Raw genomic sequence first — 25,873 nt, forward strand, 5'->3', positions numbered from 1 at the left:
AGCCGCACCGGCCGGCAAGCGGCCGGCGCAGCGCAAGTTGAAATTCGCAGAGCAGAGCAACAGCAACGGCGCATAATGCGCCGTTGAGAGAGGATTATTTGCCTGCCGCCAGCGCGTCCAGCGCTTCGCGGATACCGGGCACCGCCAGGGCACGGTTATCGGCGCGATAGCGATCTTTCGCCGCCGGTGCCGAGCTTTGGATGGCGATCAGTTGCCAGCCGTCGGCGGTTTTCAACAGCAGCGGCGAACCGCTGTCGCCGGGCAGAGTATCGCACTGGTGCGACAGTACGCTTTGCTGGGCCCAGCCGGTGACCTTGCAGTTTTGGTGGCTGTAGAGGTCATCCAGATGATCCTCCGGGTAGCCCGCTTGAGTTATCAGCCGTTTGGCCTGTTTCAGGGCCTGAGTCAGCGCCTTGCTGTCGCCTTGCCACAGCGGCAAGGGTGCGATCGGCAGCGGTTTTTTGTCTTTCAGACGGATCAGCGCAAAGTCATAAGCGGCCGCGGCGGGCGGGACGATCCAGCCATCACCGTCCGGCTTCAGCTTTTTGCCCAGTTTGCTGTCGACCAGGGTCTCGATATTGTCGGTTTGATACTGCCACGACTTATCACCCGCCACGAAGCGCAGAGCGATGGCTTTATCCAATTGCCCCGGCGGTGCCAGCACGCAGTGGCCGGCGGTCAACGCCAGGTGTGGGGAGATCAGCGTGGCGGTACACAGATTGCCGCTGGCGGTTTCGACCTGGCCGATGGCCTGCCACGGCTTGGCGGCGGTATCCGTGACCTTGATTCGTTCATCTTTGCCGAAAAACAGACGCGTTTGCTCGGCCTTGGACGGGCCGTCTGCGCGTGCCGCCTGAGAAGCGATGAGCGGGAGTGAACACAGCAACAGTAAAACGGATATGCGCATAGATCTCTTGCCTGACAAATACGGATCATCCATAAACACACTGAATGCTAACTATAGACTGATTTAGCAGCCATGTGGATGGGCAATAATTGATTTTTCAATAATTTCCCGCCGGCGATGCGGCAGGCTACAGGTAAAAAAAGACGGCGATCAGTCCGCAAAGGATCAGGGCGGTCAGAACGATCTCGAACAGGTAGCGGCGCAGCATCAATGAGAACCCCCCGATGAAAAAACACCCGGTGAACCGGGTGTCGTACACGTCAAGCCTGAAACGGTGAGGGGACCCTCACGACATTACGCTTTTTTGTGGCTGGCTTTCTTGTGGTGCTTTTTAGCCGCCTGGGCTTTTTGCGCCGGGGCTTTCTTGCCGGCTTTTTTGTGATGCTTTTTGGCCGCCTGAGCTTTCTGAACCGGGGCTTTCTTGCCGTGGTGTTTCACCTGAGCTTTAGCCGGCGCAGCGGTGGCGGTGGTTGCGGTAGCCGCAGGTGCGGTGGTGGCAGCCTCGGCAGCGAAAGCCACGGAAGACAGACCCATTGCAGCGGCAACAACCAGAGCTAATACTTTTTTCATCGCAGAATCCTCAACATGACTTTTGGGTACCAACCCCACTGCGGGGCCGTTGAGATGATAGTAGGCAAACGGCGTCCGGCTTTCCGTGAGTGATTGGTTTCGGCATGTAACCTAATGTACAGGGCGGCGGTGGCGAGGGGGATTGCTGCTATAATGACCGCCAGACAAGGAAAAAGGGATTTAAAATGAACGAGATAACGATTCGTTGTGGCGTGACTGAACAGGGCGAGGTGCCGCTGGCCTATGAGGACTGGGGCGATGAGACGCACCCGCCGTTGTTGCTCATCATGGGCATCGGCGCGCAGCTCCTGTTGTGGCCTGACGACTTCTGCCGCGCCCTGGTGTCCATGGGGTTTCGGGTGATCCGTTATGACAACCGCGACGTCGGCCTTTCAGGAAAAACGCAGGCACAACGCTCACAGCCATTGTGGCTGCTGATGTTGCGCGCCCAGCTTGGCTGGCAAACGCCGGTGCCTTATACCCTGGCGGACATGGCAACGGACGCGGCGCATCTGCTCGATCATTTACGCATTCCGCAGGCTCACGTACTGGGCGCTTCGATGGGGGGGATGATCGCCCAGGTGCTGGCCGCCGAATACCCGCAGCGCGTCGCCTCGTTATGCATCTTGTTTTCCAGCACCAATCAGCCGCTGTTGCCGCCGCCGGCGCCTTCGCTGCTGTGGTTGCTGGTGCGCCGGCCTGCCGCCGATATGACGCTGCAGCAGCGCCAGGAAGGGATGAAGGCCTTTCTGCGCGCGCTTGGCACCGCGACTTATCCACCGGAGGAGGCGGAGCTGGATGCCCTGGTGACGCGGTTGCTGAAGCGGGGTGTGGATCCGGCAGGCATGCAGCGGCAACTTTCCGCGTTGCTCGGCAGCGGCGATCTGCGGCGTTACAGCCGGCGCATCGCCGCGCCGACGCTGGTGATTCACGGCGATCGCGATCGGCTGGTGCGCAAGGCCGGCGGGGTGGCGATCGCTCGGGCCGTCGCCAACGCCAGATTGCAGATTATGCCGGGCATGGGGCATGACCTGCCCGCCGCGTTGAGGCCGCAGCTGGCGGCGATGATCGCCCGCCATGCATTGGGATGAGAGGCCGGTTGGTTCGGTATTTTTGCTTTTTAGTTACAACATACTAATGGTGGGTAGCCACCCGCCACTCTGTAGCCAAGGCGTTACCCGCAGGAAAGTGCACTATGGAACAGTGTCAGGTCAACCAGAGGAAAAAAGGGCGCGGCAGGGCCGCGCCAGGAGAGATTACAGGTAGCGGTTTTCCAAATGCTGACGGAAGTAGCGTGGGTTGAGCGCTTCGCCGGTCGCGTTGGCGATCAACGTCTCGGTCGGGAAGCGGCTACCGTGGCGCCAGATGTTGTGCTGCAGCCAGTGGAACAGCGGCTGCAGATTGCCGGCGGCGATATCCTCGCTCAGCGAAGGTAGGGCCTGGCGCACGCTGTGGAACAGCTGCGCGGCGTACATCGCGCCGAGGGTGTAAGTCGGGAAGTAGCCGAACGCGCCGTCTGTCCAGTGGATATCCTGCATGCAGCCGTTGCGATAGTTGCCGATGGTGTCGAGGCCGAGGTAAGCGTGCATCTTTTCATTCCACAATGCCGGAATGTCTTCCACTTCGACCTCGCCTTCGATCAGCGCTTTTTCAATTTCGTAGCGCAGGATGACGTGGGCAGGATAGCTCACCTCGTCGGCGTCGACGCGGATCAGGCCCGGTTTAACGCGCTGGTTGAGGCGAATGAAGTTGGCTTCTTCCAGCGCCGGCTGTTCGCCAAATTGCGCGGTGACCAGCGGACGCAAGATTTTCAGGAATTCATTGCCGCGCGCCAGCTGCATTTCGAACAGCAGGCTCTGCGATTCGTGGATGGCGGTAGAGCGGGCCAGGGCGACCGGCTGGCCGAGCAGATCGCGCGGCAGGTTCTGTTCGTAACGGGCGTGGCCGGTTTCGTGCACGATACCGAGCAGCGCGGTCAAGAACTCTTTTTCGTTGTAGCGCGTGGTGATGCGTACATCTTCCGGCACGCCGCCGCAGAACGGGTGGGCGCTGACGTCGACACGGCCGTTGTCGAAGTTGAAACCGAGCAGTTTCATGACGCTCAGGCTCAGCTGGCGCTGGGTGTCCACATTGAACGGACCTTGTGGCGCCTGGCAGGGCTCATTAGCCTGTTTGGCCACCACGCGCTGCAGCAGATCCGGCAGCCAGGTTTTCAGATCGCCGAAGATGCGGTCGAGATCGCTGCTGCGCATGCCCGGTTCATACAGATTGAGCAGGGCGTCGTAACGGCTGGTGCCGGCCGCCTGCGCACGGATCTGCGCCTCTTCCCGGCTGAGTTTGACCACTTCGCGCAGGTTCTCGGCGAAGCCGTCCCAGTCGTTGGCCGGGCGCTGGGCGCGCCAGGCGTGTTCGCAGCGCGCGCCGGCGAGCGATTTGGCTTCGACCAGCGACGCCGGTAGCAGCACCGCGTCTTCATACTGGCGGCGCATTTCGCGCAGGTTGGCGCGGTCGATCTCGTCCAGCGTCTCTTGCTGCGCGCGATCCAACAGCGCGCCGGTGCTTTCCGCTGTTAAAAGCTGGTGCTGCAGCACGCTCAGCTCGGCCAGTGCTTCGGAGCGCGCCTTGCTGCCGCCCGGCGGCATCATGGTTTGCATGTCCCAACCGGCGATGGCGGACAGGTGGCCGAAACGCGACAGACGGCTAAAAAGCGCGCGCAGGTGATCGTAAGCAGACGTGTTGGAATGTGCAGATGTCATTATTATTCGACTCCAATGAGAAGGGTCCGGCGGTATTACGCCAGATCGGCTTTTAAACTGAATGTCGGCTTCACCGGCCAACAGAAACGGAAACTGGCGCCGCCGAGCGAACTGCTCTCGACGAACACCTGTCCCTGGTAGGCGACGGCGATGGAATGGACGATGGCCAGCCCCAGTCCGCAGCCGCCGGTGGCGCGATCGCGGCTGGGATCGAGGCGAACGAAAGGCTCGAATACCCGCTCGCGCTCTTCCGGCGGGATACCCGGCCCGTCATCTTCGACCTGCAAACAGGCGAGGTCGCCGTCGAACCACAGACCCACGCGCAGACGCTGCTCGGAATAGCGCAGCGCGTTATTGACCAGGTTATCGAGCACGCGTTCCATTAGGCGCAGATCGACGCCGCCGAAGTCGCCGACGTGCGGGATATCGAGCTGGATGTCGCGTTCCTGATGAATAAGACGGATATCGTCGACCTTGTCCTCCAGCCACTTTGGCAGATCGATGGGTTCAATGTTTAGCGCAACCTGCGGCCGGTCCAGGCGGGCATAGGTCAGCAGCTCGTCGATCAGCGACTCCAACTGGCCGATATCGCGGTTCAGCGCCTGCTGTTCGCCTTCGGACAGGTTATCGCTCATCTCGAGCCGATAGCGCAGGCGCACCAGCGGCGTGCGCAGCTCGTGCGCGATGCCGTCGATCAGCTGTTTCTTGCTGGCGATCAGGGTGTTGACGTTGTCGGCCATCTGGTTGAACGCCACGCCGAGCCGGCTCAGGCTGGAAGTGGGATCGAAGTGGGTGCGTTCATCCAGATGCCCGGCGCCGAGCCGCTGGGCGGCGTTTTCCAGTTTGAGCAGGTCTTGCCAGTGCGGCCGCATCCACAGAAACACCGGCAGCGCCAGCGACATGCCGATAAACACCAGCAACACCAGATCCAGCAGGCGCATCTGGTGCAGATAGAACAGATAAGGAATGGGGCCGACCACCAATACATAGTGGCTGCGCGGAATGCGCTGCATAAAGGTGTACTGATCGTCGAGGGCGATGATTTCACCCAGCCGCAGCCGCTTTTTCAGATCCTCGCTCAGTTCCTGTTTGCCGAGCGGTTCGATATGCAGCTTGAACGACAGATTGAGATCCAGCGTGGCGATAGTCTTGTTCCAGTCCTTCAGCGGGATTTCGCGCAGCTCGCTGCGCATCAGGTACAGCGAGCTTTTCATCAAATCGTCCATCGACTGGCGGCCTGCGCGCTCGGCGGTCACCTTGTACACCAGGCCGACCAGCATCGCCATCACCAGAAAACAGACGAACAGCAGCAGGAAGAACTGGACGAAAAGTTTTCTCATTGTTGCACCGAAGCCCAGGCGTTAGGGGCGAACAGATAGCCCTTGTTGCGCACCGTCTTGATACGGAAAGGCTCCAGCGCATTGTCGTACAGCTTACGACGCAGGCGGGAGATCGCCACGTCGATGCTGCGATCCATACCGTCGTAGCTCACGCCGCGCAGGTTTTGCAACAACGCCTCGCGATCCATGATCTGCCCGGCGTGGGTCGCCAGCTCCCACAGCAGATCGAAATCCGAGGTGGACAGGGTGATGGTTTCTTCGCCCAGCGTAACCTGACGGTTGACCGGATCGATGCACAGCAGCCCGAAATGCAGCGCGTTATGCTGGGTGAGCGGCTGAACCGACTCTTCTTTCGGCTGTTGGCTGTGTTGGCGCAGGTGCAAACGCAGGCGCGCCAGCAACACCGCCGGTGGCGTGGTTTTCAGGATATAGTCGTTGGCGCCCATCTCCAGCGACAGGATATGGTTCATGTCACTGTCGAGCGAAGTGAGCAGCACGATCGGGCCGGGGAAGGTAGGGCGCAGATCGCGGCACAGCGTCATGCCGTCTTTGCCGGGCAGCATGATGTCCAGCAGCACCAAATCGGGTTGCTCGCGCTCGATGCGCGCCTGCGCGCTGTCGCCACGCGGTTCGATCAGCACCTCGATGTCATGTTTGCCCAGATAGGCGGCGATCAGTTTGCCGACTTCAGGATCGTCTTCCACAAAAACAATTTTATGCATATGCCCGTGTTTTAATATAAAAAGCGGATTTGAGCATAGCGCGGCCCGCGACGTTGCGCCATGCGGATCTTGGCGTCAGCGCAGCGGCCGGCCGCCGTCGACGCCGTGGGTGCGGCCGGTGACGTAGCGGCTTTCCAGCAGGTAGTTCACCAGATTGACCACTTCACTTTCGCCGGGCGCGACCTTCATCAGCGATTTCGCCAGCGCCTGCTGGCGATAGGCTTCGTCGTCGCCCGGATTGAAGATGATCAGCGCCGGCGCGATGGCGTTGACCTTGACCTCCGGCGCCAGCTTGCGGGCAAACGAACGAGTCATATTGTCCAGCGCAGCCTTGCTGGCGGCGTAGGCGATATGCTTGTCGCTGCCTTTTTCCACCACGTAGTCGGTGAGATGGATAATGTCGGCGCCAGCCTGGCCCTGGCCGGTCAGACAGGATTCGAGCAGCTGGTTGAGCAAATAGGGCGTGTAAACGTGAATTTGCAGCATTGCTGCCATTACCTGTTCCGGCGGCACCTCCGGTGACTCGGCCTGCCAGGCGCTGGCGTTGTGGATCATCGCGCGCAGCTTGGGCGCCACTTGCCGCACCTGGTCGGCGAAACGGTAGATACCTTCATGTGTGGCAAAGTCGCCCTGAATGCAGCGGGCGCCCAAGGCCTGCAACTCGGCCATCGCCGGATATTCGCTGCGATAGGCGATAATGACCGGAACGCCGCGCTGGAGAAACGCTCTGGCGAGCGCCAGCCCTATGCGCCGCGCGCCGCCGGTAATCAGCACCGGGGCAGAGTTGGGGTGTTCCATTGATTAAAGCTCCTGGACAGACTGGCAAACAATAGGGGAATTATGCCATCATACGGCGGAAAGTCGTTAAAGCTTCGCATGATTATCCATTTCTGGATGTAAGATCCCCAATGCATTTCAGGTTGCCGTCCGGCGGCGGCTTGAAAGACCACGGGTTAACACTGGCCATGAGAGGAATGAGGGGATGAACAGCAATCACCTTGCATCCATCGCGCGCAGTGAGAAAATCTGTTTTGACTACATGGATTTTCTGTCCGCATCGTGCAGGAAGCACTGGCGCTTTGTTGATGCTATTTATGGTGTGATGCCGATCTTCGGCATGGTGTTGAAATCGCGCGTGACCACGTCACAAACGCGCAAAGAGCAGTTGAAAGAGCTGGCGCTGCAGGTGGTGTCAACGCAGGTTAGCGATGAAACCAATATCGTGCGCCTGATTGACCTGGCGCAGCAGCAGGGCCTGACGGTATTTGATATTCAGCTGCCCTATGCGCTGGAGGCGCAACAGCTGGCGGCCATTCAAAAAGAGTGCGCGGAAGGCATTGCGATCGCCCTGGTGGGTGAGCGAATGACCGTCACCATTCCCCCTAAAAGCTGACCGGGAATCAACCCGGCCGCCCGTTCATGGTTAGGCAATTGACCTGCTGCGATCGCCTAACCATGAACGTGAAATCTCACGCCGCGTGACGCGTGCTGTCTAAAGTCGGGTCCCGGCATTGGGACCGGAACGCAGGGTGTAAATACTGTCTATATGTATTAACACCGCGTATTTCGGCGGATTCATCCCGTTTTTTTCTGCAAATGCCAGCGCCTCGTCAAACGGTTTGCCCGTCAGAAACAGTTCGGGTGTACCAACGAAGCGGTAGCCGTCCAGTGCCTCACGGTCGATGACCACAACGGCCATTTTCGAGCCTTCCTTGATGTTTTGCAGCGTTTGGCCACCGGTATTTTCGTTGTAAATCAGTGTACGGTCATCATAGAGGCGCAGAGAACGCTTGGGGCCGATATCGGGCACGCCGCTCGGGCTGCTGGTTGCCTGCACTGGCAGCTGTTTAGCCAGCATCTTCTTCATCTCGTCATTCAATTCATTCATGGGCAGATTACCCCTCAGGTTGATGTGTCACTGTTAATGCACGGTGGCGGAATGGTGGGTAGCGGGCGCGCAGATGCTGGTTTCCGGCAGACGGTGCTCGCGCAGTAAGTGCAGGGTTTCAATCCTGAAGCGCAGCAGGTGCCGCTCAGCGATCTGCTGCATCTGTTCGCACAGCGACGAATCGGCCAAGAGTTGCTCGATAGCGACTCGGGCCCGATGAACATGCAGCTCGACGCCGCGCAGAGGCTTCTGCCGCAGGCGCAGATGGGTGATGTTGTTGAACGTGACGATCAGCGCGGCAAGGGCAGACTCGAAAATATTCAGCGCTTCAAATCTGGCGGTATAGTCCGCATTCAGCCAAGGCTTCTCGGCGATGATCGCCTGAGCCCCCTCCAGCGCCTGTTGATAGCTGGTCATCGCCTGGCGATCGTGCCGCTGATTAAACGCCGTGTTGCCCTCGGCGATCAGCGCCTCCCAGGCGGCAAACAAAGGTAATGCGTGCAGCAGTTTCTCAGCCATGAAATGCCTTCCATTTTAGCCTGTCTTCATCCGCCGCCTGACGCCTCTCGCCAGGGGCACTCGCGTCTACCATTAATTAATCAATAAATGATAATGATAATTAATTGCATTTGAGATCGCAAGCGTGGCGCATGGCTGACTGTGCAAAGGGGGGGAGCGTGGTAGCAGGGAAAAGAGGAAGCAAAATGCGGCTGACGGGCAGCCGCATTGACGGGGCACTTTAGTGCAGCATAAACCAGGCGGCGGGCAGCGTGGCCACCAACAGCAGTAAGATACTGCCTTTTTCCAGGCGATTCAGCAGATTGATATCCTGATGGCCGCGGCGGGCGTACATGAACACCAACAGGCCCGGCGCATACAGCAGCACCGACATCAGCAGGTGCATCAGGCCGGAAGCGTACAGCAGCCATAAACCATAGACGCAGGCGCCGGTGGCGGCGAAGATCAGGCGTTTGTCGCGGCGGCGGTAAGCCACCTTGAACAGAAATGCGCCGACCAGGAAGTAAGGCACCAGGATCATTTCCGACGCGATGGTCAACAGCGAGTTGTAGTTGCTACCGGTCAGCCAGATCAGCACCAGCGCCAGCTGCACCGCGATGTTGGTCAGCCACAGCGAAGACGCTGGGGCGTGATGGCGGTTCTGCTTGCCGAACACGCGCGGAAACGCGCCGTGCTGTGCGGCCAGCAGCGGCACTTCCGCCGCCATGATGGTCCAGCTGAGGTAGGCGCCGCACACGGAGATGATAAGACCGGCGGCGATGATCACGTCTCCCCACGGGCCAATCAGTTCCACCATCAGCACCGCCATCGACGGATTGCGCATGTCGGCCAGTTCGCTGCGTGGCACCACGCCCAGCGACAGCAAGGTGACCATCAGGTACACCGCCAGCGCCGACAGCACTGCCAGCATGGTGGCGCGGCCCACGTCTTTCTTATTGCGGGCGCGAGCAGAAACCACCACGGCGCCTTCCACGCCGATAAACACCCACAGGGTGATCAGCATGGTGTCCTTGACCTGTTCCCACACCGGCTTGCCGAGGGCGATACCTTTGAAATCCAGCGTGAACACGTCCATTTTGAAGGCGATCGCCGCCAAAACGGCGAACATCCCCAATGGCAGCAGCTTGGCGAGGGTGGCCGCCAGGTTAATGCTGGCGGCAGTTTGCACGCCGCGCAGTACCAACGCGTGCACGATCCACAGCAGGGCGGATTCGGCGATCAGCGCCTGCCAGGTATTGCCGTCACCGAGAATCACGTTGCCGCCGCGATCGGTGAAAATACTCAGCGCCGCAAACACGATCACCAGATACGAGACGTTGGCGATCACGGCGCACAGCCAGTAACCCCAGGCGGAGCAGAAGCCCATCAGCTCGCCGAATCCTTCTTTGGCGTAGGTGAAGATGCCGCCGTCCAGATCCGGGCGCAGACGCGTAAGCAACAGCATGGCGAACGCCAAAAACAGAATGCCGACGCCGGTGATCCCCCAACCCAGCAGCAACGCGGCGGGGCTGGCGACCTGCGCCATGTTTTGCGGCAGACTGAACACGCCGGCGCCCAGCATCGAGCTGAGCACCAAAGCGGTTAGCGCGGTAAGACCGAGTTTTTTTTCCAATGACGGATCCTGAACGCAGAATAAACAACTGGAAGGGAACTGCTTGGCGGCAACAATGTGTTAACAACCACTGCGCGAATAGACAATAGCCCTAAAAATTGGCGCAAATTCTACGGAGGGATGATTAGAGATGCAATGATTGAATATGCGGAATTTACAAAAAACTATTCAACGAGTGGCGAAAAGAACGGCAATAAAAACGGGCAGCTCAAGGGCTGCCCGATGGTAAACCGAAAAGCGGGTTTTATTTGAACAGATCGGCGCTGACGGTCAGGTTGCCGCCGCTCTTGTTCTGCCACTGACGGGTAACGTGGTAGTACTTGGCGCCTTTCTCGGCCGCGCGTTTCGCCACTTCGGTGGACACGTCGGTCATGCTGTTGAAGTGGCCGGTGAAGGTGACGGAATCGAACGGCACCATCTGCGCGGCGGTCACGTTGTTCACTTCCTGGATCTTGGTGCCGTTAGGCAGCGTGACGGTATAGCGTTGGCCGGTAGAGGACTGGGTTTCGAAGAAACGGCCCACTTCGCGGCTTGGCGAACCGGAAGACGCGACGCCAGGGATTTCGACTTTCGCGGCAGCGGCGCCACCGGCGGCCAGCGCGGCGCGGCCGGCGTCAGAATCGGCCGGAATGGCATCCGGGCTCTGCACGCGGCGTTTTGGCGCATCGGCCTTATAGATGTAGGCGGTGACGAACTGGTTACCGCCGGAGTTGGCGTCAACCTGGCGCACGATGAAGAAGGATGCAGCGCCTTTTTTCTTCGCTTCTTTGGAGATGGCGTCGTTGATGTCCGGCTGGCTGCGGTAGAAACCGCTGACGCTCACGGTATCGTAAGGCTCCAGCAGATAGGCTTCCTCTTTAGGCAGTTCGTTCACGCCGTTAAATACGCGGTATTTTGGTGTTTTGCTCACTTCTGGCGCATCTTTATGATAAAGGTCTGCGGTGACGCGCCAGTTGCCGCCGTTGTTGCTGTTGTTGCTGTCCTGGATATAGAAGGAATCGGCACCCAGTTTGTCTGCACGGCGGGATACGGCGTCGACGGCTTCATTGATGGCATTGAAGCGGCCGGTAATCGTGATGCGATCAAACGGCTTCAGCGCCGCTGCTTTCTCAGGAGTTAACTCTTGCGCCGCATGAGCAGACAGCGCGGTGAGTGATAACAAGGCTGACGCGATGATCGTGGTCTTCAGCTTCATAAAAAATCCTTTCGCCTAGCGCATTAACGTTTATAACGTACTGAACTGTTTAAGTGTAATTCAGCCGTCGATTATTACATGTAATTCTGAAAACTGTCTCAGCATTTTATGTTATCCCGTGCGACAAATCGGTGACGGTGACGCGGGCCGCACGGAGGGCGCCATCATCATAAGTTTCCATAATAAAGGCTTTGGTGTCATTAATGTTAATTATTCACAAAATGATAACTTTTATGCTTTTTCGCCGCGCGTGGCCATCAATCGTTACGCCGGGCGTAAACCTCTTGTCACGCAGAATGTGCTGTTCTGTATGGATTTTTTCACAGTAAATTGCGATTTGTCATATCACGCGCGGCATTTTTATGTAAAAACAGAGCTGAATGCGTAAGCAATTATGGATCATCGACCTTATTTTCAGTAGGTTATAGTTGGCGTCTGAAATCAGTGCGGGCAAGTTAACGCCTTGCTCGCCGGTGGCGTCGTGCTATGGGCAGGAAAATAATAAACATCATCCAAGACAGGTGAGAAGGGAACATTATGCGTATTGGTGTACCAAGAGAGCGGTTGGCCAATGAAGCCCGGGTCGCAGCCACGCCGAAAACGGTGGAACAACTGCTGAAGCTGGGTTTTACCGTCGCGATTGAACGCGGGGCGGGCAAACTGGCCAGTTTTGACGACGTCGCCTACGAAGCCGCCGGTGCGGCGCTGGTCGACGAAAACGAAGTGTGGCAGTCGGATCTGATCCTGAAAGTCAACGCGCCGCAAGACGACGAGATCGCCTTGATGCGCGAAGGCAGCACGCTGGTCAGCTTTATCTGGCCGGCGCAAAACCCCGAGCTGATGGCCAAGCTGGCGGCGCGCAACGTCACCGCGCTGGCGATGGATTCGGTGCCGCGCATCTCGCGCGCCCAGTCGATGGATGCGCTGAGCTCGATGGCCAACATCGCCGGCTACCGCGCGATCGTCGAAGCGGCGCATGAGTTCGGCCGCTTCTTCACCGGCCAGATCACCGCCGCCGGCAAAGTGCCGCCGGCTAAGGTGATGATCATCGGCGCCGGCGTGGCCGGCCTGGCGGCGATCGGCGCTGCGGGCAGCCTCGGCGCCATCGTGCGCGCCTTCGACACCCGCCCGGAAGTGAAAGAGCAGGTGCAGAGCATGGGCGCGGAATTCCTCGAGCTGGATTTTGAAGAGGAAGCGGGCAGCGGCGACGGTTACGCCAAAGTGATGTCCGAAGCCTTTATCAAGGCCGAGATGGCGCTGTTTGCCGCACAGGCGGCGGAGGTTGATATCATCGTCACCACCGCGCTGATCCCAGGCAAACCGGCACCGAAGCTCATCACCAAAGAGATGGTGGCGTCGATGAAGCCGGGTAGCGTGATCGTCGATCTGGCGGCGCAAACCGGCGGCAACTGCGAACTGACCGTGGCCGACACCATTACCGTGACCGGCAACGGCGTGAAAATCATCGGCTATACCGACCTGCCGAGCCGCTTGCCGACCCAATCTTCGCAGCTGTACGGCACCAACCTGGTCAACCTGTTGAAGCTGCTATCGAAAGAGAAAAACGGCGAGATCGACATCGATTTCGACGATACGGTGATCCGCGGCGTTACCGTGGTGCGCAGCGGTGAAGTCACCTGGCCAGCGCCGCCAATCCAGGTCTCCGCCCAGCCGAAAGCGGCACCTGCCGCTGCACCGGTCGCCAAACCCGAAGCCAAACCGACCTCGCCGTGGCTGAAGTACGGCCTGATGGCCCTGGCGATCCTGCTGTTCGGCTGGCTGGCGGACGCGGCGCCGAAAGAGTTCTTGTCGCACTTTACCGTGTTCGCGCTGGCCTGCGTGGTCGGTTACTACGTGGTCTGGAACGTCAGCCATGCGCTGCATACTCCGTTGATGTCGGTCACCAACGCGATATCAGGGATTATCGTGGTCGGTGCGCTGCTGCAAATTGGCCACGGCGGCTGGGTGAGTTTCCTCTCCTTTATCGCCGTGCTGATCGCCAGCATCAACATTTTTGGTGGATTCACCGTCACTCAGCGCATGCTGAAGATGTTCCGCAAGAACTAAGGGGTAACAAATGTCTGGAGGATTGGTTACAGCTGCATACATTGTTGCCGCTATTTTGTTTATTTTCAGCCTGGCGGGCCTGTCGCGTCATGAAACGTCGAAGCAGGGCAACCTGTTCGGCGTCGCCGGTATGGCGATCGCGCTGCTCGCCACCATTCTGGGGCCGGATTCCGGCAACGTCGGCTGGATCATCATCGCCATGATCATCGGCGGTTCGATCGGCGTCTATCTGGCGAAGAAGGTCGAGATGACCGAAATGCCGGAACTGGTGGCGGTGCTGCACAGCTTCGTTGGCCTGGCCGCGGTGCTGGTCGGTTTCAATAGCTACCTGGATCACGGCGCGCCGATGGAACCGGTGATGGCGAATATCCATCTGACCGAAGTGTTCCTCGGCATCTTTATCGGTGCGGTGACCTTCACCGGGTCGATCGTCGCCTTCGGTAAGCTGCGCGGCATCATCTCTTCCAAGCCGCTGATGCTGCCGAATCGCCACAAGCTGAACCTGGCGGCGCTGGTGATCTCGTTCTTGCTGCTGGTGGCGTTCGTGCGCGCCGACAGCGTGGGCTGGCAGGTGGTGACGCTGCTGCTGATGACGGCGATCGCGCTGGCGTTCGGCTGGCATCTGGTTGCCTCGATCGGCGGCGCCGACATGCCGGTGGTGGTGTCGATGCTCAACTCTTACTCAGGGTGGGCCGCGGCCGCGGCGGGCTTCATGCTGAGCAACGATCTGCTGATCGTCACCGGCGCGCTGGTGGGCTCTTCGGGGGCTATCCTGTCTTACATCATGTGTAAGGCGATGAACCGTTCGTTTATCAGCGTGATCGCCGGCGGTTTCGGCAGTGACGGTTCATCCACCGGCGATGCCGAAGAGATGGGCGAATACCGTGAAACCACGGCGGAAGAGGTGGCCGAGCAGTTGAAGAACTCCACCTCGGTGATCATCACCCCGGGTTACGGCATGGCGGTGGCACAGGCGCAATATCCGGTGGCGGAAATCACCGAGAAACTGCGGGCGCGCGGCGTGAAGGTCCGTTTCGGTATTCACCCGGTCGCCGGGCGCTTGCCGGGCCACATGAACGTGCTGCTGGCGGAGGCGAAGGTGCCGTACGATGTGGTGCTGGAGATGGATGAAATCAACGAAGATTTCCCGGATACCGACACCGTGCTGGTGATCGGCGCCAACGACACGGTGAACCCGGCGGCGCTGGAAGATCCGCGCAGCCCGATCGCTGGCATGCCGGTACTGGAAGTGTGGAAAGCGCAGAACGTGATCGCGTTCAAACGGTCGATGAACACCGGCTACGCCGGCGTGCAAAACCCGCTGTTCTTCAAGGAGAACACTCAGATGCTGTTTGGCGACGCCAAAGACAGCGTGGAAGCGATTCTGCGGGCGTTGCAGAAGTAAAATTGGGCAACCAAAGAAAAACGGGCCGCTTAGCGGCCCGTTTTTTATGCGCGAAGCTTAATCTTCGTCGTCGTGTTCGTCGTCTTCATCCGCCTCGATCGGGCAGTTGAAGTTTTCCGGTTTAATCACCAGCAGGTCGCATTTCAGATGATCGATCACATGTTCCGCGGTGTTGCCGATAAAGGCGGCTGAAATGCCTGTGCGGCCCAAGGTGCCCAGCACCACCACGCCGGCCTGCAGGTGTTCGGCCAGATCGGGGATCACCTCTTCCGGCAGGCCTTTTTCTACGTGGGTGAACTCTTCCTTAATGCAGAATTTCTGCCGCAGCGCTTTCATGGCGATCAGGTGCTGGCCGCGAATGGCGTCGTTGTAGACGCTCGGGTCGAAGTCGGGCAGTTCGATGGCGATGTTGATCGGCGTGACGGGATAGGCGCCGACCAGGTGAACCTCGGTCTGGTTGACGTTTTGCGCCAGTTCGACGGTTTCTTGCACCAGTTTGATATTGAGCGGGTCGTGATAGGGTTCTTCGCTGGCCAGGTTGACCGCCACCAGCGCTTTGCCGCCTTCCGGCCAGGGCTGGTCTTTCACCATCCACACCGGGCAAGGGCATTTGCGCAGCAGGTGCCAGTCGGTGGGGGTAAAGATCACCGACTCCAACCGGTCGTGCTGGTGCGCCATTTTCAGCAGCAGGTCATGTTGGCCAGAAAGCACTTCCTGAATGATGGCTTCGAAGGGGCGGTTATGCCAGACCACTTTGATTTCGATCGGCACGCCGTCGTTGAGATAGAAACGACACTGCTCGTTGATCCAGGCGGCGCGTTGGCTGATCACACCTTGCCGCATCGCCGTTCTTTCGTCCGGGGAGAGCAGGGTCGTCATTTCGTAAGAGAAGTCGTAAATGGGTAGGAAGGCTTTGATGCGCCCGCCGTTCCGTTTTACCAGGTACACGGCGCGGCGCAATGCCGGCTGATCGTCCTGATTGGGGTCAATAGCCACCAGAAGATTCTGATACTTCGCCATAGGGCCTCCTTACAGCTGAAATCAACAGTCTGTTAATTTACAGAGTAACCCAACATTGAAAAACAGAACAACAACAGAAGCGTGCCGGATCAACAATTTCGGTGAAATGTTGATCCGGCAGGGGAATTAGGCGTTGACGGTCACGTTGATACGTGGCGTTCCGGCCAGCACCGACAGGGCGTCGGCATTTTCGATGGTGATGTATTTGCCTTTCACGCTGAGGATTTCGCTTTTCTGGAAGCGGCCCAGCAGGCGGCTGATGGTTTCCACCGTCAGGCCGAGGTAGTTGCCGATGTCGCCGCGGGTCATGGTCAACCGGAACTCGCGTGGTGAGAAACCGCGCTCCGCGAAGCGGCGCGACAGGTTGTAAACGAACGCCGCCAGGCGCTCTTCGGCGTTTTTCTTCGACAGTAGCAGGATCATGTCCTGATCGCCTTTGATCTCGCCGCTCATCAGCCGCATGATCTGCTGACGCAGGTTGGGCATTTTGCCGGACAGATCGTCGAGGGTCTCGAACGGGATCTCGCACACCATCGAGGTTTCCAGCGCCTGGGCGAAGCTCGGGTGCTTCAGGCCGCCGATGGCATCGAAGCCCACCAGGTCACCCGCCAGGTGGAAACCGGTGATTTGCTCGTCGCCTTGCTCGGTGATGGTGTAGCTTTTGATGGTCCCGGAACGGATCGCGTACAGCGATTTCAGCTCGTCGCCGGCCTTGAACAGGGTCTGGCCTTTCTGGATGGGCTTTTTCCTCTCGATAATGTTGTCGAGCTGGTCCAGCTCGTGAGCATTAAGGGTGAAAGGAATGCACAGCTGGCTGATGCTGCAGTCCTGGCAATGGATCGCACAACCACCAGACTGGATACGACGAATCACGCGTTTTTCCGGGATCATAGATTACGCTCATTCAATAATTGATATGAGTCAATTTTAACATCTTTTGCTGCAGCTGATAAGGGTGGCATTAGCATGAATAGGGGTATTGTGTGCGAATTTTGCGCACACATGCCGCCGATTATTCTGTATGGGACTGAAGTTATGAGTATTATTTGTGACTTATGCGTTTTATTCACACAAGCTATTAATAGTACCCAAGTGGTCACGCGCGCGGCGTAGAGCAATGTGTTTTATTAAGCAGCGCCAAACAATGGCGCTGGATAGGTGGCTACAGCAAATTTTTCGGCAGGTAGCCTTCGTGCTGCAGCAGCCACTGCTTGCGTTGTACGCCGCCGGCATAGCCGGTCAGCGCGCCCTGCGAACCGATCACTCGGTGGCAGGGCACCACGATGCTGATCGGATTTGAACCGTTGGCCATGCCGACCGCGCGCGAGGCGGTCGGACGGCCGATGCGTTGCGCCAGTTGGCCGTAGGTCAGGATCTCGCCGCAGGGGATTTGGCGCAGCTGTTGCCACACGGTGCGTTGGAACTCGGTGCCGGCAGTCATCACCGGCAACCGATCGATAATGCTCAGTTCACCGGCGAAATAGCGCTGCATGGCGTCGGTCAGCCCGCTGGGATCGCGCTGTTCGCGCAGGGTGAAGCGATCGGCGCGGTAGTGGGTATTCAGCAGCTTCATGAGGCGCGCTTCGTGATCGGTCCAGTCAATCGCCCGCAGGCGCCCCTGTTCATCGGCAATCAGCACCAGTTCACCCACCGGCGTAGCGGTACGATCAATCAAAAAAGTCTGCATCTGGATCACTCCTCGGTTTAGTGTGGGGATTATCGCATGAAACGGAGGGAGACGATGGCGGATTTCGGACATGTTGATGGGCAACCGCAGGGTTACCCAAATAGGCGGCTCAGGGGAAGCCAGGGAGTCATTGTTCGACGAATTTATAAAATAAATTTATAAGTTATCAAGACAAGTTGTTTCTTGTTTATTATTTCATCAAGCATTGACACATTGGGGTTACTTATAGCTGATGGTCACACGCTTTAAATAGGGATTGTTATTCACCATTTCACTGGTGACGGCAGAGACTAATTCTTTTGGCATCTCTTTTAACGAAGAAGAAATATACCCGTTCTGATATTCCGTCACTTTGCCGAAACAGTTGGAGATAAGCTGTTCATCCTGATGTGTGATGGCGCAGGTTGGCGTAGTAATGGCGCCGGTGAAGCGCACGACGCCGGAGGCGACCTGGCTTCCGGAAAGCGGTTTTGCTTGCAGAGCGAAGGGCAGAATGACCAATGCGCTTAATACGGCTAAGTAATGGTTCATACGCTGTTCCTCTTAGAGTAAAGAATGCTGCCAATTAAAAACAAGCATGCTTGTTTTTATTAAATAAGCTATTTCGTGTGGCGAAATAAAAACGAATGGGCAAAATTCCTACTGCCTTCATCCAATGGATTTGATAATAGGGAGGTAGGGTGAGCAAAACCATGATTTGGATCATAGTGAAGACCGGTTAATGGTTTCCGGTGCGGGCAGGGTAAAAGGCTGTGATCGTTCTCTCAGGAAAGCGGGGAATGGCGGGATGTTTTCGCCCCCGTGGTGTAACGGCAGGAACCGGGGGCGAGAGCGGGCTTACAGCATGCCACTGCTGCCGCAGATGCGGATCTTTTCCGCCACCACTTCTTTCATCGCCAGCTTGCCGGGGACGATGTATTTGCGCGGATCGTTAGCATCCGGGTGCTGCGAAAAGTAGCTTTTTACCGCATCGGCGAAGGCGATTTTCAGTTCGGTAGCGACGTTGACTTTGCAGACGCCGAGCGAAATCGCGCGCTTGACCATCGCTTCCGGAATGCCGGAGGCGCCGTGCAGCACCAGGGGCACGTCCACCTGTTCGCGGATCAGCGCCAGGCGCTCGAAGTCCAGCTTCGGCTCACCGTGATACAGGCCGTGGGCGGAACCGATCGCCACCGCCAGCGAATCGATGCCGGTGGCGGCGACAAACTCGCGTGCCGCCATCGGGTCGGTATAGAAGCTGTCCGCGGTATCGACGATCAGATCGTCTTCCTGCCCGCCCAGGCGGCCCAGCTCCGCCTCCACGCTGGCGCCATAGCGGTGGCACAGGGCCACTGCGGCGGCCACCTTGGCGATGTTCTGCTCGAACGGCAGATGGGAACCGTCGATCATCACCGAGCGGATACCACTTTTCACCTTGTGCTCGATGTCGTCCAGCTCTTCGTGATGATCCAGATGCAGCGCCAGCGGCAAATCGTAGCGGTGCGCGGCCGATTGGCAAATGCCGATCAGGTAGTCGGTGCCGGCGTAGCTGAAGGTGCCGGGCGTGCCGGCCATGATCACCGGTGAGCGCAGCTCGGCGGCGGTCTCCGCCACCACCTGCACGGTTTCCAGATTGTGGACGTTAAACGCCGGAACGGCGTAACCCTGGCGCTGTGCCTTGAGCAGCATTTCTCGATTGGCTATCAGATACATGGGATCTCCTTACAACTCAGGGGAGGGAAAACGGTAAATCGTCACGCCTTTCACCACCCGGTTGACCTCGCCGGTCGGGCAAGGGTTGTCCGGGGTCAGCCCCAGCGCCAGCGAACTCTCGAAGGCCAGCATCTGGGTGAACAGCAGATACGGGAACAGCAGCCAGATATCGTCAGCCGCGTCGTGCATATTCAGCAGAGCGTCGGACAGGGGTTGGCGTTCGCCGGTCAATCCGACCAACTGCATCGCCAGCCCGTCGCGCTGCAGCTCGTTCCACAGATCGCGGTCATACTGGCGGGCGTAGTCGTCGTGGGAGAACATCAGCACCACCAACGTCTGGCCGTCGACCATGAATTTCGGGCCGTGGCGCAGGCCGAGCGGCGAGTCGTAGCGTGTAACGATGCGGCCGGCGGTCAGCTCCAGCATCTTAAGTGAGGCCTCTTCGGCGAGGCCGGTAAAGCAGCTGCCGCCGAGGGTGATGTAGCGGCGGAAGCCGCTGGCGGCCAGCGCTTTCACCTGCGCCTGCAGCGTTTCACGCAGTTCTCGGCAGCGCTGCACCATGGCACTCAGCGGTGCTTGGGCGGCCTCGAGCGACGTTGGGCCGAGCAGCAGCGCGGCGCTCAGCATCATGCAGCTGAAGCTGGAGGTCATGGCGAAGCTCTGATCGTTGGAACCTTGCGGCATCACCAACGAACAGACGTTGTCACGCCGATGCGCGTACTGAGCCAGCCGGCTGTCCGGGTTGCACACTAGCATCAGGTGATAGCTTTCCGGCAGCAGCTGGTCGGCCAGCTCCACCGTCGCCACGCTTTCGGGGCTGTTGCCCGAGCGGGCGAAAGAGACCAGCAGCGTCGGCCGATCAGGGTCGAGATACTGCAGCGGGTTGGCGACGATATCGGTGGTGCCGTAGGCTACCACGTCGCGGCCGGTGCGTTCGCGCAGCCAGGGCGCCAGGGCACGGCCGGCAAATGCCGAACTGCCGGCGCCGCACAGGACGATCTGCAGGCGCGGATTGGCCAGCAGCGGCGCCAGGAACGGCTGCCACTGCGCCTGTTGATCCTGCAGCTGCCGGTGCAGCGCTGCCCACAGATCCGGCTGTTGCCAAATTTCTGCGGCGGTGTGCCAGGCGTTGCGCTGCTTCAGCCAATCCGCCTCGTAAGAGAAATACGCGTTCATGATGACAGCTCCTTAAAAAGCCTCGGTTAACGGTCGGCGATAATCACGTCGATCCCTAAATGGTGCAGCGCCTGCAGGTAGTGCGCCGGAATGCGGCTGTCGGTGACCAGACGGTGGATCTGACCGATTTCGCGGATCATGCAAAAACTGGTGCGGCCGAATTTGCTGGCGTCGGCGATGGCGATCACTTCACGCGCCACCTCGCACATCACGCGGTTCAGCTGCGCTTCGCCCGGATCCGGCGTGGTGATGCCGCTCGTGAGATCGAAACCGTCGACGCCGAGAAACAGCTTGTCGAACCGGTATTGGCGCAGCTGCTGTTCGGCGGCAGGGCCGTAAAGCGACCAGGCTTTGCGGCGCACGCTGCCCCCGACCACCATCAGATCGATCTGCTCGTTGCTGGCTAATTCGAAGGCGATGTTGAGCGCGTTGGTCATCACCACCAGATCCTTTTTCCCCGCCAACTGCGGCGCCATCTGGCTGGTGGTGGAGCCGGAGTCGAGGATGACGGCATCGCCGTCTTCAATCAGCGCCGCGGCCGCACAGGCGATGACGTGTTTTACGTCGCGATTGAGGCGGCCCTTGTCCTGCAATGGGCGGTCGAAGGCGAACTGTTTGTTCAACATAGCGCCGCCGTAGGCGCGCACCGCGCAGCCGTGTTTTTCCAGCTGGCGCAGATCGCTGCGGATGGTGACGCTGGACACCGAAAACTGCTGGCTGAGCTGCTCCACGCGCACCGTGCCCTCGCGGCACAGCTGGTCGATAATTAATTCCCGGCGTTTTGCGGTATTGATCATTAACGCAGACTCCTGATTTACCTGTAGCCGTGCCCGACCGCGGCTTAATAAGCCGCAGCGATACCGACCGGAGCGCTTTCAGTTGTTCGTGGCGAATTACAGCAAACGAAACACTGAAATGCAATCGATTAATTTTAAAATATCTATATCTATCAGGTGGTTATATTTAATTTTGCTTTCAGTTTAATGCCAACCGAAAGCGGTGTTAACGCAAAGTGAAAACGGCAAATTCGTTATTTTTCAGTCGCCAATTCCCGGCATTTAATTATTCAGCCCGTCGAGGCCGAAAGCCGCAACGATCGCTCGACAACCGCCAGGCTTTCACTGTTTTTTTATGCCGGCGCGCGTAAAAGCGCCGCGCCGCGTACGCCGCTGCTGTCACCGTGCACCGGCGGGAACACCGCCGCCGGTTCCACGCCCGGCAGCAGCCAGCGCCGCATCACCGGCGGCAACAGCCGGTAAAGCTCGCCGACGTTGGACAATCCACCGCCCAGCACGAAGGCATCAACATCCAGCAGCAGCTGTAAGCCGGCCAGCGCGCTGGCCAGAATGTCGACGTAAATCGTCATCAGCCGATGCGCGAGCGCATCACCGGCACGATAGCTGGCGACCAGCGCTGGCACGTCGGCGGCCGGATGGGCGAAATGGCGGCTCAGCGCCAGCAGTCCGCTGCCGGAGACGTAGCGCTCAAAGCAGCCGGTCAGCCCACAGTTGCAGCCGAACAGCGGCAGATCGTAACGCTGCGCCAACTGGGCCGAGATCGGCATATGGCCCCATTCACCCGCCACGCCGCTGCGTCCCTTATGCAGTTGCCGGTTCACCACCAGGCCACCGCCGGCGCCGGTGCCGATGATGGCGCCGAACACCAGCGGCAGGTGTGCGGTTTGCGGCGTACTGGCTTCCGACAGCGCGAAACAGCGGCAATCGTTCTCGATGGCGATCGGCCGCGCCAGCGCCCGCGTTAAATCATCCGCCAGGCAATGCCCGGTCAGGCAGGGCACGTTGACCGCCAGCTGGCGGCGGCTGACGGGATCGGTGATCCCCGGTAAACCGATGCCGATGCTGCCGCGCGTATGCAGTTCGCGATCCGCCTGCTCGACCAGCCCGGCGATGCAGGCCACGAATTCGCCGTAATCTCTGGTAGGGGTGCGCACCCGCTGGATCAACACCTGATTGAGCCGGCGATCGTAAGCGGCCATTTCAATCTTGGTGCCGCCGATGTCGAAGCCGTAACGCATCTCTGTCGTGGCCATGCTTCAGGCTCCGTTCAGGGCGATCACCGCCGCTTCACGGCGTGCGCGTTCGGCGGCGAACACCATCAGGTGGCTCTCCAGCGCTTCGGCCGGGCCGGCCAGCACCTGGCTCGGATCGTTGGCGCGAATGGCCGCGATAAAGTGCTGCATCAGGTAGTAGTCGCCGCCGCCGTGGCCACCCATCGCGTGCAGATCCTGGCCGGCGTCGGTGTCGTAATGCGTTTCGCCGTCGTCGAGGAACGAGGTGATGCGGATATGGCGGCCGTCGCCTTCCAGGCAGCCGCGGCTGCCGAAGATGCGGGTGTGGCGATCTTCGTGGCGAGTGAAGGCCGTCATGGTGAACGACGCAGTGCGGCCGCCGGCGAACTGCATGTTGACCACCTGATGGTCGACCACGTTATTGTCGCAGCGGTAGACGCAGCGGCCGTAGGGCCCGTCGCGCAGCGCCGCCCGCAGCGTCGTCTGGTCGGGTTCCGGCGTCAGCACCCGCAGAAAACCGGGCGTGGCCTTGTGGTCGTCGCCCAGATAGATGCGTTTGGCGGAATAGGGACAGGCTGCCTCCACCGCACAATCCAGGCAGTTGTCCGCCGCGCCGGCCGGTTGGTTTTCCTGGTGGAAGTGGTGCAGGTTGCCGAAGGAGCTGACCTGTTCGCAGGGCTGTTCCATCACGTAGCGGATCCAGTCGATGTCGTGGCAGGATTTCTGCAACAGCATAAACGCGGCCTGTTGATCGTTGCGCCAGTTGCCGCGCACGAAGGAGTGCGCCTGATGCCAGTAGCCAACCGGTTCTAAGTGTTGCAGGCTGACGATGTCGCCGATCGCGCCATCGCGCAGCAGCTGTTTGAGCTTTTGGGTATAGCGGGTATAGCGCAGTACGTGGCCGACTGAGAAGATCAGCTTTTGGCGCACGACCTCTGCGACGATGGCCCGGCACTCGTCGGCGTCCGGCGACAGCGGTTTTTCCAGCAGCATGGCGTAGCCCTGACGGGCGAAGGCCAGCGCCGGCTCTAGGTGCATCTGATCCTGAGTGCAGATCAGCACCGCGTCGGCCAGCTTGCCGGCGTCGGCGGCCTGGCGCCAGTCGGTGAAGACGTTTTCCGGCGCGATGGCGTGCTGCACCACGAACGGCTCGCGGTAGGCATCGCGCGGTTCCGCCACCGCCACCACCTGCATCAAATCGGGGTGCGCCAGCGCATAGCGCGAGTAGATTTCACCGCGCGCACCGGCGCCGACGACCAGCACCCGCACCGGGCGCTGGGCAACGTTGTTGGGTTGTGTTGACGACATTGCTGATACTCCGCTGTTGTTATTTGAGGTTTTGGCCGCTGAGCTCGTCGAACAAATGCGCGCGCGTCAGATCGAATGCCAGATGAATGCTTTCGCCGAGGCGCGGCTCCCAGTCCGGCAGCGACGCCATGCGCAGCACGAAGCGCAGGTCAGCCAGTTCGCAGTGCAGCAACTCTTCGTTGCCCATGCGCTCGATGGTGACGATCTGCGCCGGGAAACAGTTGGCGCTGCCGGGCGCACACAGCCGCAGGGACTCCGGCCGGATGCCGAGACACACCCGCGCATGCGGGTAGTCGGCCAACTGCCGTTGCAGCGCCGGCGGCAGATCGAGCTGGTGCTGCAGGCCGATACGCAGCCGCACCGTTTGGCCGTCGCGCACGATCGCCAGATCGTGCAAATTCATCGACGGGCTGCCGATAAACTCGGCGACGAAACGGTTGGCGGGGTGGTGGTACAGATTGATCGGTTTATCCACCTGCATGATGGCGCCGCGATTCATCACGCAAATGCGATCGCCCATGGTCATCGCTTCGACCTGATCGTGGGTGACGTACACCATGGTGGCGGCGGCGCCTTCCTGCTTCAGCTGGTTGTGCAGTTCGATCAGCTGTACACGCATCGACACTCGCAGCTTGGCGTCGAGGTTGGACAGCGGCTCATCGAACAGGAACACCTTGGGCTTGCGCACGATGGCTCGGCCGACCGCCACCCGCTGGCACTGGCCGCCGGAAAGCTGGCCCGGCTTGCGCTGCAGCAGGTTGGTGATCTCCAGTTTTTCCGCCGCGTCGCGCACCCGGCGGTCGATCTCGGCCTTGCTCTCTTTGCCGATCAGGCCGAACGCCATGTTCTTGTACACCGTCATGTGCGGGTACAGCGCATAGTTCTGGAACACCATGGCGATGCCGCGATCCTTCGGCATGCTGTCGTTGACGCAGCGATCGTGGATCAGGATCTGCCCCTCGCTGACGCTCTCCAGCCCGGCGATCATCCGCAGCAGGGTAGACTTAGCGCAGCCGGACGGGCCGACGAACACCATAAATTCCCCGTCTTCAATTTCCAGATCGACGCCGTGCAGCGCGTGGAAACCGTTGGGGTAGACTTTTTTAACGCTGTTTAACTGAATTCCGGCCATGTCGTTTACCTTGTCTGCGCGTTAGCCTTTCACCCCGGCGCTGGCGATGCCCTGGATGAAATAGCGTTGGAAAATAATGAACAGCATCAACATCGGGATCACCGCCATCAGCGCCCCGGCCATCAGCAACGGGTATTCCACCCCGGCGCGGCTGGAGAGAGAGGCGAGGCCAACCGGCAGCGTCAGCTTCTCGGTGGTGGTATTGACGATCAGCGGCCACATCAGGTTGTTCCAGCTCCACAGGCCATTGATGATGACGCAGGCGATAATGCCTGGCCGGATCAGCGGCAGCATGATGCGCCAGAAGATGGCGAAGTAGCTGTAGCCGTCGATCAAAGCCGCTTCTTCCATTTCCTTCGGTACCGCCAGGAAGAACTGGCGCAGCAGGAAGGTGGCGTAAACGCTGAAAATGCCCGGCAGCACCAACCCGGTGATGCTGTTGACCAGCCCCAGCTTCTGTACCACCAGGAATTGCGGGATCAGAAATGCCTGACCGGGCACCATCAGGATCGACACGCATACCAGAAACACCGCGTCACGGCCGCGAAAATGCAGGCGCGAGAAGCCATAGGCGGCAAGGGTAGCGATCGCCATCTGCAGGGTGACGGTGAAGAAAGTCGCCAGCAGCGAGTTGAGGTAAAAGCCGGCGAACGGGATTTCGTGCATCACCCGACCGTAGGCCTGCAGGCTAGGGTGCGCCGGCAGCAGCGTCAGCGGGATCTGAATGCTCTCGGCCTGGGTTTTCAGCGAGGTCACCAGCATCCAGATAAAGGGCACCACCGAGGCCAGCGCCGCCAGCCCCATAAACAGGTACACCAGCGTTTTCTTGCTTGCGTTCATGTGCAGCT

At 59.4% G+C, this 25,873-nt stretch carries 25 protein-coding genes; 4 read left to right on the forward strand and 21 right to left on the reverse strand.

Annotation, left to right across the window (positions count from 1 at the left end):
- Nucleotides 1-94 precede the first annotated feature (94 nt).
- Together ACJ8J5_RS05100 and asr are read right to left on the reverse strand one after the other, a co-directional pair.
- Nucleotides 95-907, reverse strand: coding sequence for a trypsin-like serine peptidase (locus ACJ8J5_RS05100; protein ID WP_043143623.1), 813 nt, complete (start codon nucleotides 905-907; stop codon nucleotides 95-97).
- Between the two features lie 294 nt (nucleotides 908-1,201).
- Complete coding sequence (asr, locus tag ACJ8J5_RS05105) at nucleotides 1,202-1,477, reverse strand: acid resistance repetitive basic protein Asr (RefSeq protein WP_025302975.1); 276 nt, start codon at nucleotides 1,475-1,477, stop codon at nucleotides 1,202-1,204.
- 185 nt (nucleotides 1,478-1,662) lie between these two features.
- Between asr and ACJ8J5_RS05110 the strand changes: the two genes are divergently transcribed.
- Nucleotides 1,663-2,568, forward strand: coding sequence for an alpha/beta fold hydrolase (locus ACJ8J5_RS05110; RefSeq protein WP_049207473.1), 906 nt, complete (start codon nucleotides 1,663-1,665; stop codon nucleotides 2,566-2,568).
- 165 nt (nucleotides 2,569-2,733) lie between these two features.
- On the opposite strand, the gene ACJ8J5_RS05115 is transcribed toward ACJ8J5_RS05110, so the two are convergent.
- The 4 genes from ACJ8J5_RS05115 to folM all read right to left on the reverse strand — a co-directional run bounded on the left by ACJ8J5_RS05115 (nucleotide 2,734) and on the right by folM (nucleotide 7,093).
- Nucleotides 2,734-4,233, reverse strand: a complete 1,500-nt coding sequence (locus ACJ8J5_RS05115) for a carboxypeptidase M32 (RefSeq protein ID WP_025302973.1) — start codon at nucleotides 4,231-4,233, stop codon at nucleotides 2,734-2,736.
- Nucleotides 4,234-4,268: 35 nt separating this feature from the next.
- Nucleotides 4,269-5,573 carry a two-component system sensor histidine kinase RstB gene (rstB, locus tag ACJ8J5_RS05120; RefSeq protein WP_043143616.1) on the reverse strand — a complete coding sequence of 435 codons (1,305 nt, stop codon included), beginning with the start codon at nucleotides 5,571-5,573 and terminating at the stop codon, nucleotides 4,269-4,271.
- Complete coding sequence (gene rstA / locus ACJ8J5_RS05125; RefSeq protein ID WP_004938307.1) at nucleotides 5,570-6,295, reverse strand: two-component system response regulator RstA; 726 nt, start codon at nucleotides 6,293-6,295, stop codon at nucleotides 5,570-5,572. The genes rstB and rstA overlap by 4 nt, the downstream gene beginning before the upstream one ends.
- Nucleotides 6,296-6,370: 75 nt before the next feature.
- Nucleotides 6,371-7,093 (reverse strand): dihydromonapterin reductase, encoded by a 723-nt coding sequence (gene folM, locus ACJ8J5_RS05130; protein ID WP_025302971.1) that lies wholly within the window; start codon nucleotides 7,091-7,093, stop codon nucleotides 6,371-6,373.
- Nucleotides 7,094-7,277: 184 nt separating this feature from the next.
- Between folM and ACJ8J5_RS05135 the strand changes: the two genes are divergently transcribed.
- Entirely contained in the window at nucleotides 7,278-7,688 is a 411-nt protein-coding gene (locus ACJ8J5_RS05135) for a hypothetical protein (protein ID WP_025302970.1), read from the forward strand.
- Between the two features lie 99 nt (nucleotides 7,689-7,787).
- On the opposite strand, the gene ACJ8J5_RS05140 is transcribed toward ACJ8J5_RS05135, so the two are convergent.
- The 4 genes from ACJ8J5_RS05140 to ydgH all read right to left on the reverse strand — a co-directional run bounded on the left by ACJ8J5_RS05140 (nucleotide 7,788) and on the right by ydgH (nucleotide 11,509).
- Nucleotides 7,788-8,183: a pyridoxamine 5'-phosphate oxidase family protein gene (locus tag ACJ8J5_RS05140; protein ID WP_025302969.1), complete on the reverse strand. Its 396-nt coding sequence runs from the start codon at nucleotides 8,181-8,183 to the stop codon at nucleotides 7,788-7,790.
- 33 nt (nucleotides 8,184-8,216) lie between these two features.
- Nucleotides 8,217-8,702, reverse strand: a complete 486-nt coding sequence (locus ACJ8J5_RS05145; protein WP_060433148.1) for a hypothetical protein — start codon at nucleotides 8,700-8,702, stop codon at nucleotides 8,217-8,219.
- A 220-nt stretch (nucleotides 8,703-8,922) separates the two neighbouring features.
- On the reverse strand, nucleotides 8,923-10,314 hold the full coding sequence (locus ACJ8J5_RS05150; protein WP_414104461.1) for an amino acid permease: 1,392 nt from the start codon (nucleotides 10,312-10,314) through the stop codon (nucleotides 8,923-8,925).
- Nucleotides 10,315-10,558: 244 nt separating this feature from the next.
- A complete protein-coding gene (gene ydgH / locus ACJ8J5_RS05155) occupies nucleotides 10,559-11,509 on the reverse strand; it encodes a DUF1471 family protein YdgH (protein ID WP_004938291.1) in 951 nt (316 codons plus the stop codon).
- A 537-nt stretch (nucleotides 11,510-12,046) separates the two neighbouring features.
- On the opposite strand from ydgH, the gene pntA reads away from it, so the two are divergent.
- Nucleotides 12,047-13,576, forward strand: coding sequence for a Re/Si-specific NAD(P)(+) transhydrogenase subunit alpha (gene pntA / locus ACJ8J5_RS05160; protein WP_089195928.1), 1,530 nt, complete (start codon nucleotides 12,047-12,049; stop codon nucleotides 13,574-13,576).
- Between the two features lie 10 nt (nucleotides 13,577-13,586).
- Nucleotides 13,587-14,981: a Re/Si-specific NAD(P)(+) transhydrogenase subunit beta gene (pntB, locus tag ACJ8J5_RS05165; RefSeq protein ID WP_089180957.1), complete on the forward strand. Its 1,395-nt coding sequence runs from the start codon at nucleotides 13,587-13,589 to the stop codon at nucleotides 14,979-14,981.
- A gap of 57 nt (nucleotides 14,982-15,038) precedes the next feature.
- On the opposite strand, the gene uspE is transcribed toward pntB, so the two are convergent.
- The 11 genes from uspE to ACJ8J5_RS05220 form a co-directional block, all read right to left on the reverse strand.
- Complete coding sequence (gene uspE, locus ACJ8J5_RS05170; RefSeq protein WP_004938281.1) at nucleotides 15,039-16,001, reverse strand: universal stress protein UspE; 963 nt, start codon at nucleotides 15,999-16,001, stop codon at nucleotides 15,039-15,041.
- A 126-nt stretch (nucleotides 16,002-16,127) separates the two neighbouring features.
- Nucleotides 16,128-16,892, reverse strand: coding sequence for an FNR family transcription factor (locus tag ACJ8J5_RS05175; protein WP_004938278.1), 765 nt, complete (start codon nucleotides 16,890-16,892; stop codon nucleotides 16,128-16,130).
- 271 nt (nucleotides 16,893-17,163) lie between these two features.
- Nucleotides 17,164-17,688: a methylated-DNA--[protein]-cysteine S-methyltransferase gene (ogt, locus tag ACJ8J5_RS05180; RefSeq protein ID WP_025302963.1), complete on the reverse strand. Its 525-nt coding sequence runs from the start codon at nucleotides 17,686-17,688 to the stop codon at nucleotides 17,164-17,166.
- Nucleotides 17,689-17,907: 219 nt separating this feature from the next.
- On the reverse strand, nucleotides 17,908-18,219 hold the full coding sequence (locus ACJ8J5_RS05185; protein WP_173890650.1) for a hypothetical protein: 312 nt from the start codon (nucleotides 18,217-18,219) through the stop codon (nucleotides 17,908-17,910).
- A 306-nt stretch (nucleotides 18,220-18,525) separates the two neighbouring features.
- Nucleotides 18,526-19,380 carry a tagatose bisphosphate family class II aldolase gene (locus ACJ8J5_RS05190; protein WP_025302961.1) on the reverse strand — a complete coding sequence of 285 codons (855 nt, stop codon included), beginning with the start codon at nucleotides 19,378-19,380 and terminating at the stop codon, nucleotides 18,526-18,528.
- A gap of 9 nt (nucleotides 19,381-19,389) precedes the next feature.
- A complete protein-coding gene (locus ACJ8J5_RS05195; protein WP_043144075.1) occupies nucleotides 19,390-20,556 on the reverse strand; it encodes an SIS domain-containing protein in 1,167 nt (388 codons plus the stop codon).
- Nucleotides 20,557-20,582: 26 nt separating this feature from the next.
- A complete protein-coding gene (gene agaR, locus ACJ8J5_RS05200; RefSeq protein ID WP_025302959.1) occupies nucleotides 20,583-21,353 on the reverse strand; it encodes a transcriptional repressor AgaR in 771 nt (256 codons plus the stop codon).
- Nucleotides 21,354-21,685: 332 nt separating this feature from the next.
- Nucleotides 21,686-22,591 (reverse strand): ROK family protein, encoded by a 906-nt coding sequence (locus ACJ8J5_RS05205; RefSeq protein WP_049275861.1) that lies wholly within the window; start codon nucleotides 22,589-22,591, stop codon nucleotides 21,686-21,688.
- Nucleotides 22,592-22,609: 18 nt separating this feature from the next.
- Nucleotides 22,610-23,893 carry a Gfo/Idh/MocA family protein gene (locus ACJ8J5_RS05210; protein ID WP_025302957.1) on the reverse strand — a complete coding sequence of 428 codons (1,284 nt, stop codon included), beginning with the start codon at nucleotides 23,891-23,893 and terminating at the stop codon, nucleotides 22,610-22,612.
- A 19-nt stretch (nucleotides 23,894-23,912) separates the two neighbouring features.
- Nucleotides 23,913-25,025 carry an ABC transporter ATP-binding protein gene (locus ACJ8J5_RS05215; protein ID WP_025302956.1) on the reverse strand — a complete coding sequence of 371 codons (1,113 nt, stop codon included), beginning with the start codon at nucleotides 25,023-25,025 and terminating at the stop codon, nucleotides 23,913-23,915.
- A gap of 21 nt (nucleotides 25,026-25,046) precedes the next feature.
- Nucleotides 25,047-25,865 carry a carbohydrate ABC transporter permease gene (locus tag ACJ8J5_RS05220; RefSeq protein WP_004938251.1) on the reverse strand — a complete coding sequence of 273 codons (819 nt, stop codon included), beginning with the start codon at nucleotides 25,863-25,865 and terminating at the stop codon, nucleotides 25,047-25,049.
- Between the last annotated feature and the right edge of the window lie 8 nt (nucleotides 25,866-25,873).

The sequence above is a fragment of the Serratia sp. CY43202 genome (assembly GCF_052168755.1).
Taxonomy (GTDB): domain Bacteria; phylum Pseudomonadota; class Gammaproteobacteria; order Enterobacterales; family Enterobacteriaceae; genus Serratia; species Serratia bockelmannii.

Bases quoted from the DNA above. Each gene is read 5' to 3' on its own strand.
- ACJ8J5_RS05100 (WP_043143623.1), bottom strand. From the start codon at position 907: ATGCGCATATCCGTTTTACTGTTGCTGTGTTCACTCCCGCTCATCGCT.
- asr (WP_025302975.1), bottom strand. From the start codon at position 1,477: ATGAAAAAAGTATTAGCTCTGGTTGTTGCCGCTGCAATGGGTCTGTCT.
- ACJ8J5_RS05110 (WP_049207473.1), top strand. From the start codon at position 1,663: ATGAACGAGATAACGATTCGTTGTGGCGTGACTGAACAGGGCGAGGTG.
- ACJ8J5_RS05115 (WP_025302973.1), bottom strand. From the start codon at position 4,233: ATGACATCTGCACATTCCAACACGTCTGCTTACGATCACCTGCGCGCG.
- rstB (WP_043143616.1), bottom strand. From the start codon at position 5,573: ATGAGAAAACTTTTCGTCCAGTTCTTCCTGCTGCTGTTCGTCTGTTTT.
- rstA (WP_004938307.1), bottom strand. From the start codon at position 6,295: ATGCATAAAATTGTTTTTGTGGAAGACGATCCTGAAGTCGGCAAACTG.
- folM (WP_025302971.1), bottom strand. From the start codon at position 7,093: ATGGAACACCCCAACTCTGCCCCGGTGCTGATTACCGGCGGCGCGCGG.
- ACJ8J5_RS05135 (WP_025302970.1), top strand. From the start codon at position 7,278: ATGAACAGCAATCACCTTGCATCCATCGCGCGCAGTGAGAAAATCTGT.
- ACJ8J5_RS05140 (WP_025302969.1), bottom strand. From the start codon at position 8,183: ATGAATGAATTGAATGACGAGATGAAGAAGATGCTGGCTAAACAGCTG.
- ACJ8J5_RS05145 (WP_060433148.1), bottom strand. From the start codon at position 8,702: ATGGCTGAGAAACTGCTGCACGCATTACCTTTGTTTGCCGCCTGGGAG.
- ydgH (WP_004938291.1), bottom strand. From the start codon at position 11,509: ATGAAGCTGAAGACCACGATCATCGCGTCAGCCTTGTTATCACTCACC.
- pntA (WP_089195928.1), top strand. From the start codon at position 12,047: ATGCGTATTGGTGTACCAAGAGAGCGGTTGGCCAATGAAGCCCGGGTC.
- pntB (WP_089180957.1), top strand. From the start codon at position 13,587: ATGTCTGGAGGATTGGTTACAGCTGCATACATTGTTGCCGCTATTTTG.
- uspE (WP_004938281.1), bottom strand. From the start codon at position 16,001: ATGGCGAAGTATCAGAATCTTCTGGTGGCTATTGACCCCAATCAGGAC.
- ACJ8J5_RS05175 (WP_004938278.1), bottom strand. From the start codon at position 16,892: ATGATCCCGGAAAAACGCGTGATTCGTCGTATCCAGTCTGGTGGTTGT.
- ogt (WP_025302963.1), bottom strand. From the start codon at position 17,688: ATGCAGACTTTTTTGATTGATCGTACCGCTACGCCGGTGGGTGAACTG.
- ACJ8J5_RS05185 (WP_173890650.1), bottom strand. From the start codon at position 18,219: ATGAACCATTACTTAGCCGTATTAAGCGCATTGGTCATTCTGCCCTTC.
- ACJ8J5_RS05190 (WP_025302961.1), bottom strand. From the start codon at position 19,380: ATGTATCTGATAGCCAATCGAGAAATGCTGCTCAAGGCACAGCGCCAG.
- ACJ8J5_RS05195 (WP_043144075.1), bottom strand. From the start codon at position 20,556: ATGAACGCGTATTTCTCTTACGAGGCGGATTGGCTGAAGCAGCGCAAC.
- agaR (WP_025302959.1), bottom strand. From the start codon at position 21,353: ATGATCAATACCGCAAAACGCCGGGAATTAATTATCGACCAGCTGTGC.
- ACJ8J5_RS05205 (WP_049275861.1), bottom strand. From the start codon at position 22,591: ATGCGTTACGGCTTCGACATCGGCGGCACCAAGATTGAAATGGCCGCT.
- ACJ8J5_RS05210 (WP_025302957.1), bottom strand. From the start codon at position 23,893: ATGTCGTCAACACAACCCAACAACGTTGCCCAGCGCCCGGTGCGGGTG.
- ACJ8J5_RS05215 (WP_025302956.1), bottom strand. From the start codon at position 25,025: ATGGCCGGAATTCAGTTAAACAGCGTTAAAAAAGTCTACCCCAACGGT.
- ACJ8J5_RS05220 (WP_004938251.1), bottom strand. From the start codon at position 25,865: ATGAACGCAAGCAAGAAAACGCTGGTGTACCTGTTTATGGGGCTGGCG.